The sequence below is a fragment of the Limnospira platensis NIES-39 genome (genome assembly GCF_026000695.1).
Taxonomy (GTDB): Bacteria; Cyanobacteriota; Cyanobacteriia; order Cyanobacteriales; family Microcoleaceae; genus Limnospira; species Limnospira platensis.
Genome location: NZ_AP026945.1, coordinates 1,553,100 through 1,570,445 on the forward strand (window position 1 = coordinate 1,553,100; position 17,346 = coordinate 1,570,445).

General features: G+C 44.2%; 15 protein-coding genes and 2 pseudogenes. 11 read left to right on the forward strand and 6 right to left on the reverse strand.

Annotated features, from left to right (window positions below; translation table 11 throughout):
• Window positions 1-732: 732 nt before the first annotated feature.
• The 5 genes from N39L_RS07775 (at window position 733) to N39L_RS07795 (ending at window position 7,508) form a co-directional block, all read left to right on the forward strand.
• A complete protein-coding gene (locus tag N39L_RS07775) occupies window positions 733-2,874 on the forward strand; it encodes a hypothetical protein (protein WP_050856766.1) in 2,142 nt (713 codons plus the stop codon).
• A gap of 289 nt (window positions 2,875-3,163) precedes the next feature.
• A complete protein-coding gene (locus N39L_RS07780) occupies window positions 3,164-4,012 on the forward strand; it encodes an RNA polymerase sigma factor (RefSeq protein WP_006616778.1) in 849 nt (282 codons plus the stop codon).
• 117 nt (window positions 4,013-4,129) lie between these two features.
• A complete protein-coding gene (locus N39L_RS07785) occupies window positions 4,130-5,200 on the forward strand; it encodes a tetratricopeptide repeat protein (protein WP_199318228.1) in 1,071 nt (356 codons plus the stop codon).
• A gap of 148 nt (window positions 5,201-5,348) precedes the next feature.
• The gene (locus tag N39L_RS07790) at window positions 5,349-6,437 is read left to right on the forward strand and encodes a hypothetical protein (protein ID WP_006616780.1); all 1,089 of its coding nucleotides are present in this window, start codon (window positions 5,349-5,351) and stop codon (window positions 6,435-6,437) included.
• A 540-nt stretch (window positions 6,438-6,977) separates the two neighbouring features.
• A complete protein-coding gene (locus tag N39L_RS07795; RefSeq protein WP_014274841.1) occupies window positions 6,978-7,508 on the forward strand; it encodes a hypothetical protein in 531 nt (176 codons plus the stop codon).
• Between the two features lie 450 nt (window positions 7,509-7,958).
• On the opposite strand, the gene N39L_RS07800 is transcribed toward N39L_RS07795, so the two are convergent.
• Window positions 7,959-8,120 (reverse strand): hypothetical protein, encoded by a 162-nt coding sequence (locus tag N39L_RS07800; protein ID WP_202070192.1) that lies wholly within the window; start codon window positions 8,118-8,120, stop codon window positions 7,959-7,961.
• A 176-nt stretch (window positions 8,121-8,296) separates the two neighbouring features.
• Between N39L_RS07800 and N39L_RS07805 the strand changes: the two genes are divergently transcribed.
• From N39L_RS07805 to N39L_RS07825, 5 genes are all read left to right on the forward strand, one after another.
• Window positions 8,297-8,506, forward strand: a complete 210-nt coding sequence (locus N39L_RS07805) for a hypothetical protein (RefSeq protein WP_014274842.1) — start codon at window positions 8,297-8,299, stop codon at window positions 8,504-8,506.
• Window positions 8,507-8,612: 106 nt separating this feature from the next.
• Window positions 8,613-8,897 carry a hypothetical protein gene (locus tag N39L_RS07810; RefSeq protein ID WP_014274843.1) on the forward strand — a complete coding sequence of 95 codons (285 nt, stop codon included), beginning with the start codon at window positions 8,613-8,615 and terminating at the stop codon, window positions 8,895-8,897.
• Window positions 8,898-9,072: 175 nt separating this feature from the next.
• The gene (locus N39L_RS07815) at window positions 9,073-9,438 is read left to right on the forward strand and encodes a hypothetical protein (protein ID WP_014274844.1); all 366 of its coding nucleotides are present in this window, start codon (window positions 9,073-9,075) and stop codon (window positions 9,436-9,438) included.
• A 2-nt stretch (window positions 9,439-9,440) separates the two neighbouring features.
• Entirely contained in the window at window positions 9,441-9,794 is a 354-nt protein-coding gene (locus tag N39L_RS07820; RefSeq protein ID WP_006616032.1) for a hypothetical protein, read from the forward strand.
• Between the two features lie 49 nt (window positions 9,795-9,843).
• Window positions 9,844-10,239 carry a hypothetical protein gene (locus N39L_RS07825; RefSeq protein ID WP_014274845.1) on the forward strand — a complete coding sequence of 132 codons (396 nt, stop codon included), beginning with the start codon at window positions 9,844-9,846 and terminating at the stop codon, window positions 10,237-10,239.
• A 16-nt stretch (window positions 10,240-10,255) separates the two neighbouring features.
• Here N39L_RS07825 and N39L_RS07830 read toward each other — a convergent pair.
• From N39L_RS07830 to N39L_RS07840, 3 genes and pseudogenes are all read right to left on the reverse strand, one after another.
• Window positions 10,256-11,449, reverse strand: a pseudogene (locus tag N39L_RS07830) (group II intron reverse transcriptase); the annotation flags it as partial.
• Window positions 11,450-11,949: 500 nt separating this feature from the next.
• Window positions 11,950-12,105 (reverse strand): hypothetical protein, encoded by a 156-nt coding sequence (locus N39L_RS07835; protein WP_202070240.1) that lies wholly within the window; start codon window positions 12,103-12,105, stop codon window positions 11,950-11,952.
• Between the two features lie 226 nt (window positions 12,106-12,331).
• Window positions 12,332-12,910, reverse strand: a pseudogene (locus tag N39L_RS07840) (reverse transcriptase N-terminal domain-containing protein); the annotation flags it as partial.
• A 794-nt stretch (window positions 12,911-13,704) separates the two neighbouring features.
• Between N39L_RS07840 and N39L_RS07845 the strand changes: the two are divergent.
• Window positions 13,705-14,478, forward strand: a complete 774-nt coding sequence (locus N39L_RS07845) for a C39 family peptidase (RefSeq protein ID WP_014274848.1) — start codon at window positions 13,705-13,707, stop codon at window positions 14,476-14,478.
• 96 nt (window positions 14,479-14,574) lie between these two features.
• On the opposite strand, the gene N39L_RS07850 is transcribed toward N39L_RS07845, so the two are convergent.
• The gene (locus N39L_RS07850; RefSeq protein WP_006617208.1) at window positions 14,575-15,834 is read right to left on the reverse strand and encodes a SufS family cysteine desulfurase; all 1,260 of its coding nucleotides are present in this window, start codon (window positions 15,832-15,834) and stop codon (window positions 14,575-14,577) included.
• A gap of 135 nt (window positions 15,835-15,969) precedes the next feature.
• Window positions 15,970-17,346, reverse strand: coding sequence for a Fe-S cluster assembly protein SufD (gene sufD / locus N39L_RS07855; RefSeq protein WP_014274849.1), 1,377 nt, complete (start codon window positions 17,344-17,346; stop codon window positions 15,970-15,972).

Consider the following 17,346-nt stretch of genomic DNA (forward strand, 5'->3'; position numbering starts at 1 on the left):
AAAGCGATCGCATCACCCAACACCCTGCCTTGTTGGGTTCGGTTGCACTCCACCCTGCCTACAAGAGTCTATAGGATACCTGGAAAGCGATCGCATCACCCAACACCCTGCTTGTTGGGTTCGGTTGCACTCCACCCTGCCTACAAGAGTCTATAGGATACCTGGAAAGCGATCGCATCACCCAACACCCTGCCTTGTTGGGTTCGGTTGCACTCCACCCTGCCTACAAGAGTCTATAGGATACCTGGAAAGCGATCGCATCACCCAACACCCTGCCTTGTTGGGTTCCGTTGCACTCCACCCAACCTACAAGAGTCTATAGGATACCTGGAAAGCGATCGCATCACCCAACACCCTGCTTGTTGGGTTCGGTTGCACTCCACCCTGCCTACAAGAGTCTATAGGATACCTGGAAAGCGATCGCATCACCCAACACCCTGCCTTGTTGGGTTCGGTTGCACTCCACCCTGCCTACAAGAGTCTATAGGATACCTGGAAAGCGATCGCATCACCCAACACCCTGCTTGTTGGGTTCCGTTGCTCTCCACCCAACCTACAAGAGTCTATAGGATACCTGGAAAGCGATCGCATCACCCAACACCCTGCCTTGTTGGGTTCGGTTGCACTCCACCCTGCCTACAAGAGTCTATAGGATACCTGGAAAGCGATCGCATCACCCAACACCCTGCTTGTTGGGTTCCGTTGCTCTCCACCCAACCTACAAAGCTGGCAATGATTTACGTCCCCAAATCTATCCCCAAACTAACTTGGAAATCTGTTAAGACATACAACTGGAGTTTTGTGGTTGCTTTAGCTGTCCTTAATGTGGCTGGCATCCCCGCAGCCTTAGCACAAACTCCCCTCCCATCAGCCATACCCGACCCCGGATTAAATAAAACCCCCAAACCCTCTCAGCCACCGTCGGACCCTGACTATATCATCCCCCCTCGCGTCGCTCCTAACGACGAAATTAGCGCCTTTACCACCACTTTCACCCTCAATGATATCCCCATCAGCCACCTAACTCAATGGCAGGTGAGCGGCGTGCAAGCCTTCGCTGATACCACAAATAGCGACATGGTTTGGGACGGTACTTTTAAACTCCACGCCGAGGTCATCGAAAGCCTCAGCCGAACCAATATTTACCGGGTAGACCAGCGGGGGAGTTATCTGCAACTGCGGACGGTGCCCCTGGAAAGGCGGGTAACTACCACCACCACCCAACCTCAAACCATGACCGGGTTGGAAATTCAAATGAGTTTGACGGGAGTCTGTTTTTTACCGAATGCTCCCCGTGACCAACAATGTACTTATATGCCGGGGTTGGTCATCGATCGCAATAGCATTGACCCAGACTTGTTCGTGCCGACCCGGGTTTTTCAAACCTCCCAAGTTGGGGATATCTTGGCACCGGAAACCTTGGCTTTTATGGAGCTTCCAGGTTTTCAAGGGGGAACCGCCAGCCAACCTATCGGGCTAGATTTTTACTTTCCTAATTCTGGCACTTTTCCGGGAAATAGTCAATCACAAAGAAGCACAATTGACCGCCAAGAAGAAATCGACCTGACGATCGCCGGTACTTTTTCCCGGGTGCGCCAGGTGGTCAAAGCCAACGATACCCAAGCGGTTTTGGGGCGCACTATTCACGGATTTACACTATTTTGGGATGATGAAAATCGCTGGCTAAATACGGTTATCCAAGCCGGGGCGCAATTGTTACCGGACTTCATTCCTGACCTCGAAGGTAGCGAAAATCCCGCCAACACCAGAATTAACCGGAACTTATTTTTTGCTGCTAATAATACCCGTTTACCTAGCAGTAGTTTTACGATTTATTCCGCTGGTCTGGGGCGGGCGGAAAGTTTGACTCCCAATATCAGAAGTTTGAGGGAAATTCCTGGGGCGAGTTATCACAGCCTCTGGCTGGGGCTGTCTCCGGTTATGGATCGCAACTTTGAGGAAGATCGCATTTTTTACCGGGCGACGGGTCCCCAATTGGCGATTAATGGGGGAGGGGAAGGGGGAGAAGATGCCGATCATAATGTGCAGTTATTATCGGCGGTCAATCAAGATATCTTTTCCACCGACAATATACAGAACTTTTACGCCCAAGTTTATATCAGTTTTTTGCGCCAAGATGTCAACTTCAACCGACAAAGTGTTTACCGAGAACAAAGGCGCTATTATCCCCACCTTAGTTTAACCGGAAACTGGACAAGAAGTCAAGACATTTTCCGCTACTACACCGGGGTTATTGCTTCGGAAACGGTGAAAGTTTATTTAGGGGCAGATTATACATTTAACACCACCGACGGCTGGAGTTTTCGGGGAGGCGGTGTCGGCTATCTCAACCCCGACCGGGACTATTACAGCCAGATTTTTGGGAATGTTTCTAAACGGTTTCGCCTGGGGAATAATGGCAATTTAATCCTGTCGAGTTTTTTCAATTATGCGATCGACCGAGAAACCCGCATTGGGGATGTAGTTAGCATTTCTCCAGCCAGCGAATTGGCATTGTCGGGACGTTTAAACTGGGGTATTTTTTCCCTGGGTTTAACCAACTATTTCGGGGATATCCTCCCCAATTCCTACGACGATCGCCTACTGATAGAATTCGCAGTCCGCCCAGTCAATAATATCACATTATCCGGTTATATCGCACCTATCGATAAAACCTCCAGCCGCTCAGTTTACGGTAGCAGTATAAATTGGAGACTGAAAAATCAGCCCAACAGTCCCACCCTATCGGCATCCTGGCAACATCAAGAGTATGATTATGGAAACGATATATTTGGGAATAGTCTGTTGGTGACAGACAATATTTTTACCATCCTTTTCCGGGTAGGAAGTTCCCCCAATCCATTCCCCCGTTAAAACCCAGATCAACCAGATTGAGAGTATATCGAGTGAACTTCCTGTTGGGATGTGGGATTTTTTCAGCAAAAAAAATTTACATAAGTGGTATAGACTTTAATCAAGCGATCGAGTATCATATTACAGACAAGCCAAAAACCTGATCAAAATTCGGACTGATCTACCAAGGTCTAAACGAGCATATACTGTCGTTGTCCTCCCGGTATAAAAGGGTGGAGGCAAATTAGATGGAAGCCAACCAGGCTCCGATCGCCAAAACCATTGATGTTTTGAATCCCTCGTACCTCTTATGGAAATTAAAGACCCCATCAGGCGATATCGTTCCCCGAAAGCAAACGATGTCCAACCCTTGAAACAGCCAGAAGAACAAGAACTATTAAATCGTCTTTCAGAAGGGGAAATGAATGCCTTCTGGCCTCTCTGGTATTACCATCAAAACTACCTTTTTCATCGCTGTATTAGTTGGATGGAAAATAACCGGACGGAAGCGGAAGAAGCCCTCAGTATAGCCATGTTAAAAGCCAGGGATAAATTACCAAAATACGCCCCAAAAATCACGAATCTCCGAGCTTGGCTAACCCGCTTAACCCATAATCTATGCCTAGATATTCACCGAGAACGTCGCCGCAAATCAATCAGTATCGACAACATAGAAGATTCATATATTCAAGCAAAAGAGGTTATTTTATGTAGTTGTGAATCCCCAGAATCGCAAATTTTGAGGCATGAGTTAAGGCAGTTTATTCAGAGTGTTGTCAACCAACTACCTGAACGGCTTCGCATCCCTTTCATTCTCCGTTATGACCGAGAACTGTCTTATCCAGATATCGCCGAAAAACTCGGCATTTCCAGAGACAATGCTTACAAACGCATTCAACAGGCACGAGATATTATCGCCCAGAAGGTGAGAAGTTATCTTTCAGGGGTAGATCCTTTTGAATCAACTTTATCTGAGAGTTTTTACGTCACCAATAATTTGTTAATAGAAGACTCAAAAATCGACGATTTATCTGGTGTCGAGTGTAAATCGGTGGTAGTCAGTTATCACTTAACCGCGACCTGCCTAGACCAACTGTCTCATACATGGCATTTTTTGCCTGGTTTTGTGGCTTATAAAAACCGGCATCAGTCCACTTAATTGGAAAATTCAAACACCCAAAATAATTCGGTGATAGACAGTTATCGATTGGACTTGTGAACACCGAAGGATAACCAGGTGCATATCTGCAATAATCAAACACCACCAAATAGCGAGATGTCTAAAAAAACCTTTTCATGTATGGTATCTGTCACCCTACTTTCCGGGAGTGAGAGAAATGTGTATTTGGTTTTAGACCAAAAACCAACCCGAATCAACCAGAAGCTAAAAACCTTAGATCAGTACATACAAAAATATCCATCGGGATGGAAAAAGCGGCTAGAATTGGCGAATCTGTTGTATGCGACGGGTGATTGGCAACGGGCAATCGAAGAGTATCACCAAGTTATTGAGCGACAACCCCAATTGGTTGAGGTGTATTTAAACTTAGGGAAAATGTTGCAGCTAATGGGGCAAGAAGCGGACGCAGTGGCAGTTTATGAAAAAGCCTTATCCCAAGTTCGCCACGAAGCAACTCAACAGCATCTCGGCGGATTAATTGCCGTCTGTCGGCATGACCTGGAAGCAGCCATTGTCGCCTTTGAGTCAGCCACAGCCCTAGAACCGGACAACATGACGCACTGGCTGGCATTGGGGCGGCTACAGATGCAGAAAGAAGATATATCTGGGGCTTTGGGAACATTTGATCACATTTTGTCAGTTCATCCCAATGATATTGTGGCGCTAATTGACAGCTACGATGCTTTGATGATTCTGGGGGATGTCGGGGAAGCGGAGGTGCGGTTGCTGCGGTTGCTGGAATTAGCCCCGGACGATTGTCAGGTTCTCAAGCGACAGATAGAGACTCGTTGCCGGATGGGTTTGGTATGGGAAAAGGAGGGGAAGCAGACTAAAAAAATGATTGACACGGCACGGCAACGGATGGCTACGGTGGAGGGTTGGGAGTTGCTGGCTTATTATCACATCGCCCGAGAGGAGTTTGCGGAAGGAGTCAAAATTTTGGCTCGGTTAACGGAGGAACACCCCAATAACCCCAAGAGTTGGCATTCCTACGGTTGGGGTTTGTTCCATGCCGGACAATATCAGAAGGCGGCATCAGCAATGGAGACCGCTTACAAGCTGTCTGGCGAGGATGCCAAAATTTATCGGGATTGGTGCAAGATTTTACAGGGGACGAGGCAGTCACAACAACCGGCAAAACTGGAAGCAAGAGTTGCTTGTGTATGAATGGCGATCGCGGTTCGGAAAACCACCCCTGATAATTCGCCAAATTCAGAATTTGACGACTGGCATCGTCTTAAGAACAGAGAAGCGAAAAAAATAATTTTGGCTTTTTTAAGGAATCAAGATTAGACAATTAACCGGGATAATAATCATGACGAACTATCTTCTTATCGTTTTTGGTGGCACCACAGAAGATCAGGTGGTTTTTGAGACTAAGGATTCAGCGAATGATTCACAGAATTTTCCTAATCTAACATCTTCTAATCTCTTTTCAAAAGAAGACTTGGACTCTAATAATGTAGATGTTTTACAAATAAACTTGCTGACCATCAATCCCAGTCTAAGTTTTCGTGCGAACACAAACAGTTCCTTAAAAAATCTCAATGGAGTCTGGCTAACGGCAAAACCACAAGCTGGTAGCCGATACTTAAAATCTGAGTACCCTCACAAAGCGGATTTATTAAAATATTTAGAACCTCTAGGTAAATTAGGTCAATCTATCGATTCCGCTAATTGGAGTGAGAAGAATTATACTGAAGCATCGACTGCAAGAGGAATGACTGTCAAAGTATTTAATGACTTTGCAGGACGTTCAAAGGACTTAATCACCGAGTTCTTAAACAGCCAAGGACAAAAATATGATTCTGTATTTATGTTGGCTCATAGCCGAGGGTGTGGATTGGCTCTTCAATCATTGTCGCAGAACGATGTGAATAGCAAATCTGATATTGATATGCTTCAATTGTCCGATAATGTATTAACCCATAAACTCCAGCGAGTTGTACTCTTAGATCCAGTCTCAAAAAATGCAACGGACAAGTACGGATTTGGGACAAATGCCAATAAAATAATCCCACCAGCTAATGCCAAAATTGTGGCAGAACTTAGCAACAAAGACAAGGAAATACATATTGTTTCTAAATCAAAATCAACAGTCCATGATTATGATAGTTATGTTGATATTTTGGTCGGAGAACAAGGTGACAGAAACTATGAGCTTAATTTCAGGAATGTTTATGTCCATATTGCTGATATGGCTCATGAAGGAATGCTATCGAGTAAATTACATGACCACTTCACAGAATACCTAAATATTATCAAAAATCAACCGTGGCAGACAACTTACTTTAACAAAGAAGAGGTTTCTCTTGATAATTTATATCAATTGAATGAAAAAATCGAAATAGGCGATCGGAAGCAGGCGTTCTATCATTGCTTTCAACGTAAAAACAGCAATTAATCTACAAAAACAGGGGGGCGATCGCTCCCTTTTTTTATGGGGCTTCATTTGGGAAAATACCATAACTAAAAATTTTCCGAAATTGAATTAAATCCGCGTTTTAGGGGTGTAGATAAAGCCAGAGGTCTAATCGATGAGTCAGATGGGTAGGAAGTCGCGGTAATAGCCGAACCATAGCCGCTTTGGCGGAATATGTATGCACCAATCCTAATGTGCAAGGTTTTGAAGGTTCCCAATGTGATCGAAAAGCTCAGAGAAAGCTGGGTGGTGCCGATCCAGTGACTGTGCTGAAAGAGGAAGCGCAAGCAGCCACAGGTTCCCTCGCCAAACTGGTGAATTTATTTTACTAAAAGCCCACGGTTCTGCATGAGTGCGATCACCTGGTAATTTCTGGAAAATGTTCCGGTGCGATCGCACCTTTTTTGGGGACATCGAATCGATTAATTAATTTGAGAAATTACGAAAGATATTAACAGAAGATCCAAGACATCAAAAAATCACCGCCTCAACCGTATCGCTCCGGGTTGTCGCGGTCTAATTTTGCCAGTATTTTCCGATCGCCGCCCAGATTCTCTTTCCCAGCTAGACCTGGCACGGCAAATCAATCAAGCCCTTGAACAAGGTGCCCATGTGATTAACATTAGCGGCGGTCAACTGGCTCAAGCAAATGAGGCAGACCCCGCTTTGTTGCTGGAAAAAAATAACGGATTAACTTTAAAAGATATTGCCGTACTCTCCATCGGAACTGGCAACACCACTTGTCCCTACAGCTATGAAGAAATCAAGGGATGGAGTTCTCTGGGTTGGGTTCAGCGTCTACCGGACATCTTCTTAAATCCTGCTTCCCAAAATTCCGAAGATATTGGCAATCAAATTCTCGATAGTGTTGGGAGTGATATATTACGTTTGGATTTCGATCTCAACGATCGCTTGCAAGTGAAAAAGCAGCCAGGTCGTTTGCGATCGCTCCTCGAAAAGCCCCACAATCGATGTTATGGTCGAAAGGGAAGTCGCCTTCCCCAACTCCAATTCCAAACCGTGCTTGATACTTTCACATCACACGGCTCCTGATGTGGACACCCTATTGTCAATAGGAACAGGGTTACAACCCCCTGCTTTGTGACTTCAACTTTGGGAGCTATATACAACACGTAGTCTCATGGATTTCTCCATTACTCTCGCTTTCGTCATAACACTCCTACTTATCGCAGTCTCTATATCCACACCGTGACTAGTGGGCATATCCCAACCATTACAGTTAGGCATTGGCTTTCAGTCACATCCTTTCCCCTTATAGGCATACGCTTACACTTTTCACTACTCAATAGACACAACACTACTGAGAGCCTAACAGGGGTTTAAACGTTCCGTTTATATGGGCATTCCATCTTTAGATTTGTTCTATCCACCGGGGTACTTAAAAAGGTCTGTGTAGGTAGTAAATACAAACTCCTACTTTTCCCCTTACCCTTTTGGGCGCAGCGTATCAAACCTATTTCGCTGCTTATTTATAACGATGGTTCAAGCCGAACATTCGGTTTCCCTAATCATGGATGGTTGGCAGTGGTCGCATCTGGTAGTAGGTTCTACTTCACGCCTTCCGTTCCCCGCTTCAATCCTGGGTTTGTGATTCCCAAAACTGGGGGTGGCTATCGCCTTTACTCTTTCCCATAATCGCCCCAAGTGGATTTTACTCCTCCTAAGTTCACCTGGACGGTAAATTTTGCGATTTCTTAAAATGGGATTGACCTTGAGTTTCCTGCCTTGCTCGTTTTAAGCCCGAGCGTTGGAACATATAAACAGTTAAGGGGTAACTGGGTTGAATCAGTTGATTCCCCTCTAGGAGGTTATTTCGAGCATTGCAGCCCTATTTCACTCCTAAACGTCTCGCACATATTTTTAAAAAATATCAAAAGTATCAAAAGATTGGCGAAGAAATTGACAATCCCGAAAATTGCCAAGAGTTGATCGAGGCGGCGAAATGCTTTCTCGATTGTGGCGAAGTCTATGATCAGAAGCCAGGGGTGCCAGTGCGAGATGCAATCCCACAATTTATCAAATTACATTGAGCATTCGTCGAGGTAAATATTGGCGATCGCCCACCGTTAATTGGCGATCGCCCACCGTTCATATTGACAATATTACCAACCATTCACCCCAAATCAAACAACACAAATGAGTAAAACTTGGTACGCCATCCTCACCACTTACATGATTTTGTTTTTTGTGACTGGTTATATCAACTTTTTTAGCAATAATTATTTTGCGACAACTCCAGAAATTATTGACAAAATAACTCGCGATTCTGACTCCTCAGAAAAAATGAATTGGGTGGCAGAACTTCTGCTAGAGGATGCCCAAACTTATCAAGACGAAAATAATATTGCTTCCCAGTCTTTCAATATTGTCTTGGGTTCTATTGTTTCTTTTTTGTCCGCCACTGTCAAACAAAAACAATAAATTTACAATTATTTGAGATGAGGCTATGAAGAATCTTGATCCAGAAGACAAATTTTTACTTCCTCCTGAATATGATGATTTTAATGCAGATTTTTAATCGTGGAATCATCAGCAATAATTAAGGCGAAAATTTAGTAAAACTTGGCATATAATTATCTGCGTATATGCCCTATTATTGAGTTTAACAGGTGGCGTAACATTTTTCTATAATCATGGATTTTCTGCGAGAGAGGAAAATATCAAAAAAATGGAAATGATGACAACATCGGAGCAATTCAATACCTACCAATTATTATTAAAAAAGGAGAGAGAAAATATGAGAAATATCAACCAAATAGCCAATCAATCTTTTAATGTTGCTCTGGGATCTTTGTTGGTTTTTTTATCTGCTCACTTGACAAAATCCCATGCTGATAACAATGAATATTTAGACAATATAAATATTTTCATCCTATCGATAATAATTGCAAAATGCCAAAATTCAGAATCCTTAGTTTCAATTCGTTATTTCCATGAAATCAAATCTGAAACCTGCAAATAACCATGAAAACAATTGTCGCCAAAACTAATACCAAATTCAAAAAACTGCCTATCCAGTCCTCGGAACTGAAACCTGATCAAATGGTCGCGGTTACGGCGGGAAAAACCTACGGAGTCCAAGCATTTGAACCTGCTGAAAATCGACATATTAAGGTCACTTTAGCCGCCAATAGTGGAACCTTTTATGCCTTTAGTAAAGATTGGGATGGACTGCCATCGGTAATGCCAGAAGGGGCGGAAGAGCCATTGATTACTCAGAAAGAAGCCGAGGCGATTTTTGGTAATTTTATCCGTGAAGATGAACTAGCAGATCTGAATCGTTGTCTGCATTTTTATCAAATCAATACCCCCCCCTAGAATCTGTCATTTTATCAGTCAAATTGCCCACGAATCCGGGGGATTGAAGTTGTTAAAAGAACTCAGTGATGGGTCTTATTTGGAAGGGCGCAGCGATTTGGGAAATACTTGTTCTGGTGACGACCCCAAATACAAAGGTTCGGGGGCGCTTCAGCTAACCGGACGAAACAATTATAAAGCCTTCTGCGATGCGCTGGGCGATGCCAAAATTATGGAAGGTTGCGATTATGTGGCGGAGCATTATCCGTTTACCAGTGCCGGATTTTGGTGGCAAAATAACCGCATGAATGAATTGTGCGATCGCGGCGCAACCGTGGAAGAAATTACCCTAAGAGTCAACGGGGGTTACCATGGCTTAGAAGATATTAGGGGTCGAGATAGACCTCACGGTCTACCCCTCCCATTCAAAACCGTACATGAGACTTTCACCTCATACGGCTCCTAGTTTGACCGTCTCCTTGTTAAGAGTACAGCATCATCTCTTCATCAAGAGCTGTTTTATCGTCGTGACAATGGCGGTGTAATAATTGAAGATTCTTGTAGTCATCCTTTCCGCCTTGGCTTCTAGGTACAATGTGGTCTATTTCAATTAAGTCTGATGGGGTAAAGAATTGCCCACACCAGGTACATCTACCTTTTTGTTTTTTGAGTAGTTTTGCTACCCTAATTGGCGTGTCGATTGCTTGTCCTTTCCTGGTTGCCCAGTAAGTCCAATTTCCGTCGTATGGTGTTGCGTCAGGGCGTATTAGGGTATGTCTGACAATTGGAGTCCAGTTGTGTTTGAACAGATGTAACCCATCTTTGGTTTGGAACAGCCAATTTTCGTGTCTTTCTTTCCCATTGCTAAGTTTAATTGTTCCATATCTGAAATAATTACTTAGCTTTTCGTGACTTGCCTTTCCGCATCTTGATACTGTCCATGCCCGTAACATTTGCCAGATTGCATTATCTAGTTTAGTGAAGGTCTCTTTTGAGACTACCGCTGAATAATAGTTTGACCATCCCCGAATAATTGGATTTAGTCTACTTATCAGGGCTGATTGAGGTGCTGTTTTGTATTGTTTTATTACACCTTTTATCGCTTCTTTGTGGGCTTTAACTGCTTTGTTGCTGGGTTTTATGTGGGTTTTATGTCCGATTAATCGGCTTGCTGCCCCACCTGTTTTCCCAGATTTATACTTTCCTACGGGATATTGCCTGATATTGAATCCTAAAAAATCGAACCCAGGTTCCTCAATCTTGCCATTATACTCAATAGGCTTGAGTGTGTGACATATTCGGGTCTTTTCAGGTTTAATCTCTAGTCCTACAGGTTTTAGCCATTCAGAAATTGCAGTCTTGCACTGTTCAATGATTCCTAGGTCTCTTGATATGACCACAAAATCATCGGCATATCTTATAAGGTTTACCTGAGTGGTTGTTCCTTTGTTTGGATACATTCCTTTGACTAGCCTTTCCATACCATCCAGTGCGATGTTGGCGAGTATTGGACTTATCACCCCTCCTTGAGGTGTCCCTGCTTCTGTATCCTCAAATACACCGTTATCTAGCACGCCTGCTTTGAGCCATTGTTTCAGGTCTCTTTTTAGGTTGCTTGGACAATGAATTTTTGACAGTAGGTAGTCATGGTTTATTCGGTCAAAGCATTTTGTTATGGTCGAAAGGGAAGTCACCTTCCCCAACTCCACTTCAAAACCGTACTTGAGACTTTCATCTCATACGGCTCCTGATGTGGATACCCCTTTGTCAGTGGGAACAGGGCTACAACCCCCTGCTTTATGACCTCAACTTTCGGAGCTATATACACACGTAGTCATTAACTCGTTTTCGTCATAACACTCTTAGTTGTCGCGGTCTCTATATCCACACCGTGACTAGTGGGCATATCCTAACCATTACAGTTAGGCATTAGCTTTCAGTCACATCCTTTTCCCTTAAAGGCATACGCTTACACTTTTCGCTACTCCACAGGTACATCCTGCCACTTGAGAGCCAATGAGGGGTTTAAACGTTCCATCTATGCGGGCATTCCATCTTTAGATTTGTCCTATCCATCGGGGTACTTTAAAAGTCTGTGTAGGTAGTTATAGCAGTCTCCTACTTTTCCCCTTACTCTTTTGAGCGCAGCGTATCAACCTGTTTCGCTACTGACGCTTTACGATGGTTCAGCCGGACATTCGGTTTCCCTAATCATGGATGGTTGGCAGTGGTCGCATTTGGTAGTAGGTTCTACTTCACGCCTTCCGTTCCCCGCTTCAATCCTGGGGTTATGATTCCCAAAACTGGGGGTGGCTATCGCCGTTACTCTCAACCTTACGTTATACTCAAGGGGTTCATAACTTTCCCTCTTTTTTTTCGCTCAGTTTTGACCTTGAGTCTCTCTGCCTTATCTGGTTGTCGAAGCCAGATGTTGAGACACATAGATAGTTATGGGATGGTCAGGGGTGCGAATCCCTTATATTCCACCAAGGGGTGGAAGTCCCACTAGGAGGTTATTTCAGGCATTGCAGCCCTATTTCACTCCTAAACGTCTCGCACGCTATATCAGCGTCTAGCACATAATAACTTTCGTGTTTGATACTTAGATATATTCTGGCTATTGCATCTTGGGCAGACCGTCCAGGACGGAACCCATAGCTTGTGCCTTCAAACCTCGATTCCCATTCAGGTTCGAGAGCCGACTTAACCAAGGCTTGCCTGGCTCTATCTTGGATTGTGGGTATGCCTAACGGGCGTTTTTCATCCCTACCAGGTTTTGGAATCCACACCCTTCGCAGTGGTTTTAATTTGAGGTTTCCCTTAATGTTTTTGACAAGTTCTAACCTTTGTCTTGGAGAGATTACTCTTACTCCATCAACTCCGGCTGTTTTCTTGCCTTGATTATCTTGAGTCACTCGACGCACTGCTAAAAGCCGGGCATAATATGATTTCACCAATAGACGTTGCAACCTTCTTACCTTTGCATTTTGTCCCGATTTAGCTGCTTGAAATATACTCTTTTGGAGCTTGAAAACTTTCCGTTGAACCTTAGTCCATGAGATTGCCTTCCATGCGTTGCTCGTAGTCTTGATTGGTTTTGGTTTCCCAAACCCTTTCTTTAAACTCGCTATCGCCATTTGTACACCTACTAGGCTCTATTTCTTTACAATCAAACCGTGACCTGTTAGCATATCCCTACCATTACAGTCGGGCATTGGCTTTTGGTCACATCTCATCCCCTAATAGGCTTGCGCTTACACTTTCACTACTGACTTTCTCGACCAAATTGTCAGAGCCTAGAAGGGGTTAAAACGTTCCATTTATATGGGCATTCCATCTTTAGATTTGTCTTATCCACCGGGGTACTTTTAAAGGTCTGTGTGGGTAGAGTGAAGAATCCCCCACTTTTCCCCTTGCCCTTTTGAGCGCAGCGTATCAACCTATTTCGCTACTTAATATTTACGATGGTTCAAGCCGGACATTCGGTTTCCCTAATCATGGATGGTTGGCAGTGGTCTCAATTCTGGTGTTGGGTTACACCTCGGAGCCTTCCGTTCCCCGCTTCAATCCTGGGGTTGTGGTTCCCAAAATTGGGGGTGGCTATCGCCGTTACTCTCTTTCGCAATTGTTAAGGAATCTTTAAGATTTCAGTTTTGCGTTTTGACCTTGAGTTCCCTGCCTTGTTTTGTATATTTCTATACCAAACGTTGGGACATATAAACAGTTATGGGGATGGTCAGGAGTGCGCTCCTTATATTCAACCAAGGGGTTGAAGTCCCCACCAGGCGGTTATTTCGGGTATTGCAACCCTATTTTATGCCTGAACGTCTCGCACCGTCACCAATATTATAACAAAGCCTGTAAAGTGACAGAGTCGCGCCCAATAGCCTCCTCTCCTGCCAATTCAGAACCTGCCAATTCAGAAGCGGCTGTGAAGATTAAATTTATCCACACCACAACCCTCCGCTCCGCCATTGAAGACCTTTCCGAACTCTCAAGCGATCAACAAGTCGAAATTAAAGAACAAAGTGTTTATCCGATTCACTCCTATGCCTACCAAACCGGAGATTACCTGAAATTTGCATTTTTTGGTCAATCATTTAAGGGAAAGAATACTTGGTTTGTTCACAGCAGAGATGTGGAGATATACAATCAGAATCTCCAGATTAAACCCGATAAAATTTTACTACCTGTTCCTTGGTTTCCGCAAACTGACAACTATCGAGATCCAGAAAGAACTTGTAATTCATTGTCTTGTGCCATGTGTTTAGAATATTTCAAGCCGGGAACTTTACTCGGAACCACTGGAGATGATATCTACTTAGAAGTGGTTTTTAAATATGGAGATACCACCGATCATACAGTGCAAACCCAAGCCTTATCAGATTTGGGTTTAAAAAGCACTTGGCACACCGATCTGGATTTTGATGATGTTTATCGAGAACTAGAAGCGAAGCGTCCTGTTGTGATTGGTATTTATCATCGGGGGACGACGGAACATCCTTGTGGCGGTCACATGATTGTTGTCCGGGGGCGCACTGAAAACGGGGATTTTGTTGTTAATGATCCTTATGGTTCTCTTAATGATTGCTACACCGGAGCGGTTGAAAATGGTAAGGGTGCAATTTACAGCAAATATGAAATGACCTATCGTTGGACAGCAGAAGGACCCGGAACTGGTTGGGGCAGACTTTTTCAAGCCTAGGAATTAATGGATTAAGATGGAATCGGCGATTTGATCACCAAGGAGAATCAAATCGCCTGAATTCCAAGGCTTCCATTATGAAGCCCTTAGCTAAGATTAAGACATCTGCTTAAAAAAGGCGATCGCCTCTTTCAACGCCACCACAAAGGCATCAATATCCTCGTGGGTATTGTAAAAATAACAACTCGCCCGCGCCGTAGAATTAACCTTTAGATACTTATGTAAAGGTTGGGTGCAGTGGTGTCCTGAACGCACCGCCACCCCCGAATCATTCAACAGCATTGATAAGTCATTAGGGTGAATTTCTCCCGCTGAAAATGATGCTAATGCCGCCCGTCCTTTACCCTCAGGCGTCGGGGAGGGTCCATACACAGTAATATCGGGAATAGCACTTAATTTATGGAACAAATAAGCCGTTAATTCCTGTTCGTAGGCGTGGATTTTATCCATGCCAATTGTGCTTAAATAATCCAGGGCTGCACCTAAAGCGATCGCCTCCCCAATCGCCGGAGTTCCCGCCTCAAACTTATGGGGTAATTCCCCACAGGTAAAACCCTCTAACGACACCTCCCCAATCATCTCGCCACCCCCTAAAAATGGTGACATCGACTCCAGTATTTCCCGCTTACCATACAAAAACCCAATCCCCGTCGGTCCACACATTTTATGACCCGAACCCACCAACCAATCACAATCAATTTCCTTGACATTTATCGGTAAATGTGGTAAACTCTGGCAGGCATCAACCAACACCTTTGCCCCATATTGGTGGGCAATTTCCGTAATTTCCTTAACCGGATTAATGCAGCCCAAGACATTAGACATTTGTAGGACAGCCACCAACTTAGTCCGAGGGGAAATTAAGCCTTTAAACTCCTCAAAATCAAACTCCTGGTTAGCCGTTAATCCCACATACTTAATCACCGCCCCAGTTTGATTAGCCAACATTTGCCAAGGCACTAAATTACTGTGATGTTCCATCACCGACAAAATAATCTCATCCCCAGCCTGTAGATTTTCCCTCCCCCAAGAATAGGCTACCAAATTCACAGCTTCGCTCGCGTTACGGGTATAAATAATTTCCTGGTAGGAATCAGCATTAATAAACTCAACCACTTTCTGGCGGGCTTTTTCATATTCGTCAGTCGCCTTAGCGCTAAGGGTATGAATACCCCGATGAACATTAGAATTATATCTTTGATAATAGTTTTGGATAGCATCTAAAACCACCTGGGGTTTTTGAGAAGTCGCGGCATTATCCAAATAAACCAGAGGATGTCCGTTTACCTCCTGATGTAGAATGGGGAAATCTCCCCGCACCTTTTCTCCTAGTGTTTTCTCTTTAATAAGTGTCATTTTGTCTAATCCCTAAATCTAGCAATTGTCAACCAGCAACCCTCAAAGCATCCCTGGTAATTCCCCCATCATCAACATAGCAGAGGTGAGGGGAGATAGTTGATTAATCATCAATTAATTTCCCCTTAACCCCCTTTACATTTCCCCTTCGTCAGTGCGACAAGCCACACAACGGGCTAAAATTTGCTGGAGAGAAACCAAAGGCAATTTATCCAAAATTTCCGCCGCAAAAGCATCAATTAACAGGTTCCGGCTGGTTTTTTCATCCAGTCCCCGACTCCGCAGATAGAAAATCTCATCCGCTTCTAATTGGCTCACAGTTGCGCCGTGGGCACATTTGACATTATCAGCCACAATTTCTAATTGAGGCTTCGTATTAACCCGCCCTTTAGCCGATAACAACAGATTACGATTCAGTTGAGTCGCATCAGTCATTTGTGCCGCTTGGGGAACCACAATCCGACCATTAAATATACCATGGGCGCGGTCATCCACAATAGCCTTATGTAATTGATTGATGACACCATGGGGATGGTTCAAAAATACCGCGCTATGGGTATCAGCGACCTGTTGACCATTCACCAGAGTTAAACCATTAAGCTGAGTTTCGGTTCCTGCAGCGGTTTGGTGAATATCGAAGTTATGGCGAGACAATTTCGCCCCCAAACTAATCGCGTTACCAGTATAACGGCTATCGCGCCCTTGGGAAACGACAGTGCGACCAATATGGAAAGATGAAGCCAATTCTCGTTGAAGGCGAGTATGTTGTAATTCCGCATTATCACCAACCCATAACTCCGCCACCGTGTTAGTGAAATAAGGAGTTTTTTGGGTGCGGTCTGAACAACCTAAAATATTCGCCGTCGCGTAGTGTTCAATTACCGTCGCTTTGCTTCCCGGTTCAGCCACAATTAAAATCCGAGGTTGACTCGTTACTGGCTGGCTGCTACTGAGGGAAATAAACAGCAGATGAATGGGCGTATCAATTACTTGATTTTGGTGAACCCAGACCACCGCCGCATCAGCCAAAGATGAAGTATTTAGGGCGGTAAAAACTTCCTGGCTGTCGGGTTGTTGGGTTAGGTAGTTCCCCAACTTATCGGATAATGGTTTATCGAGTTGTCCTAAATTCCCGACAAATACTCCATCAGGAAGATTATCTAAACAGGACAGTTGAGGGGAGTAAAAACCATTCACAAAAACCAACCTAGTCCCTTTAACTTCCGGTAGGATTAAAGGTGAAATCTCCTCGCGGGAAAGTTCTACCGCCGTGGCGGCTTGAAAAGGCAATTCTAACAAAGCGGAAAGGTCGGTAAATCGCCAATCTTCATGGCGGCGGGTAGGGATAGCTAATTCCTTAACCCAACTGGCGGCATTATCACGAATATTTTGTAACTGTTCGGCAATGTTTCTTTCTAAAGGGAAACTCGCCGGAACCGGAAGGGAACCCGTTACCTGATTAAGTAACTGATTCAAATAGGAAACTTCTGGTTTTTCTTGAATCTGAATCAT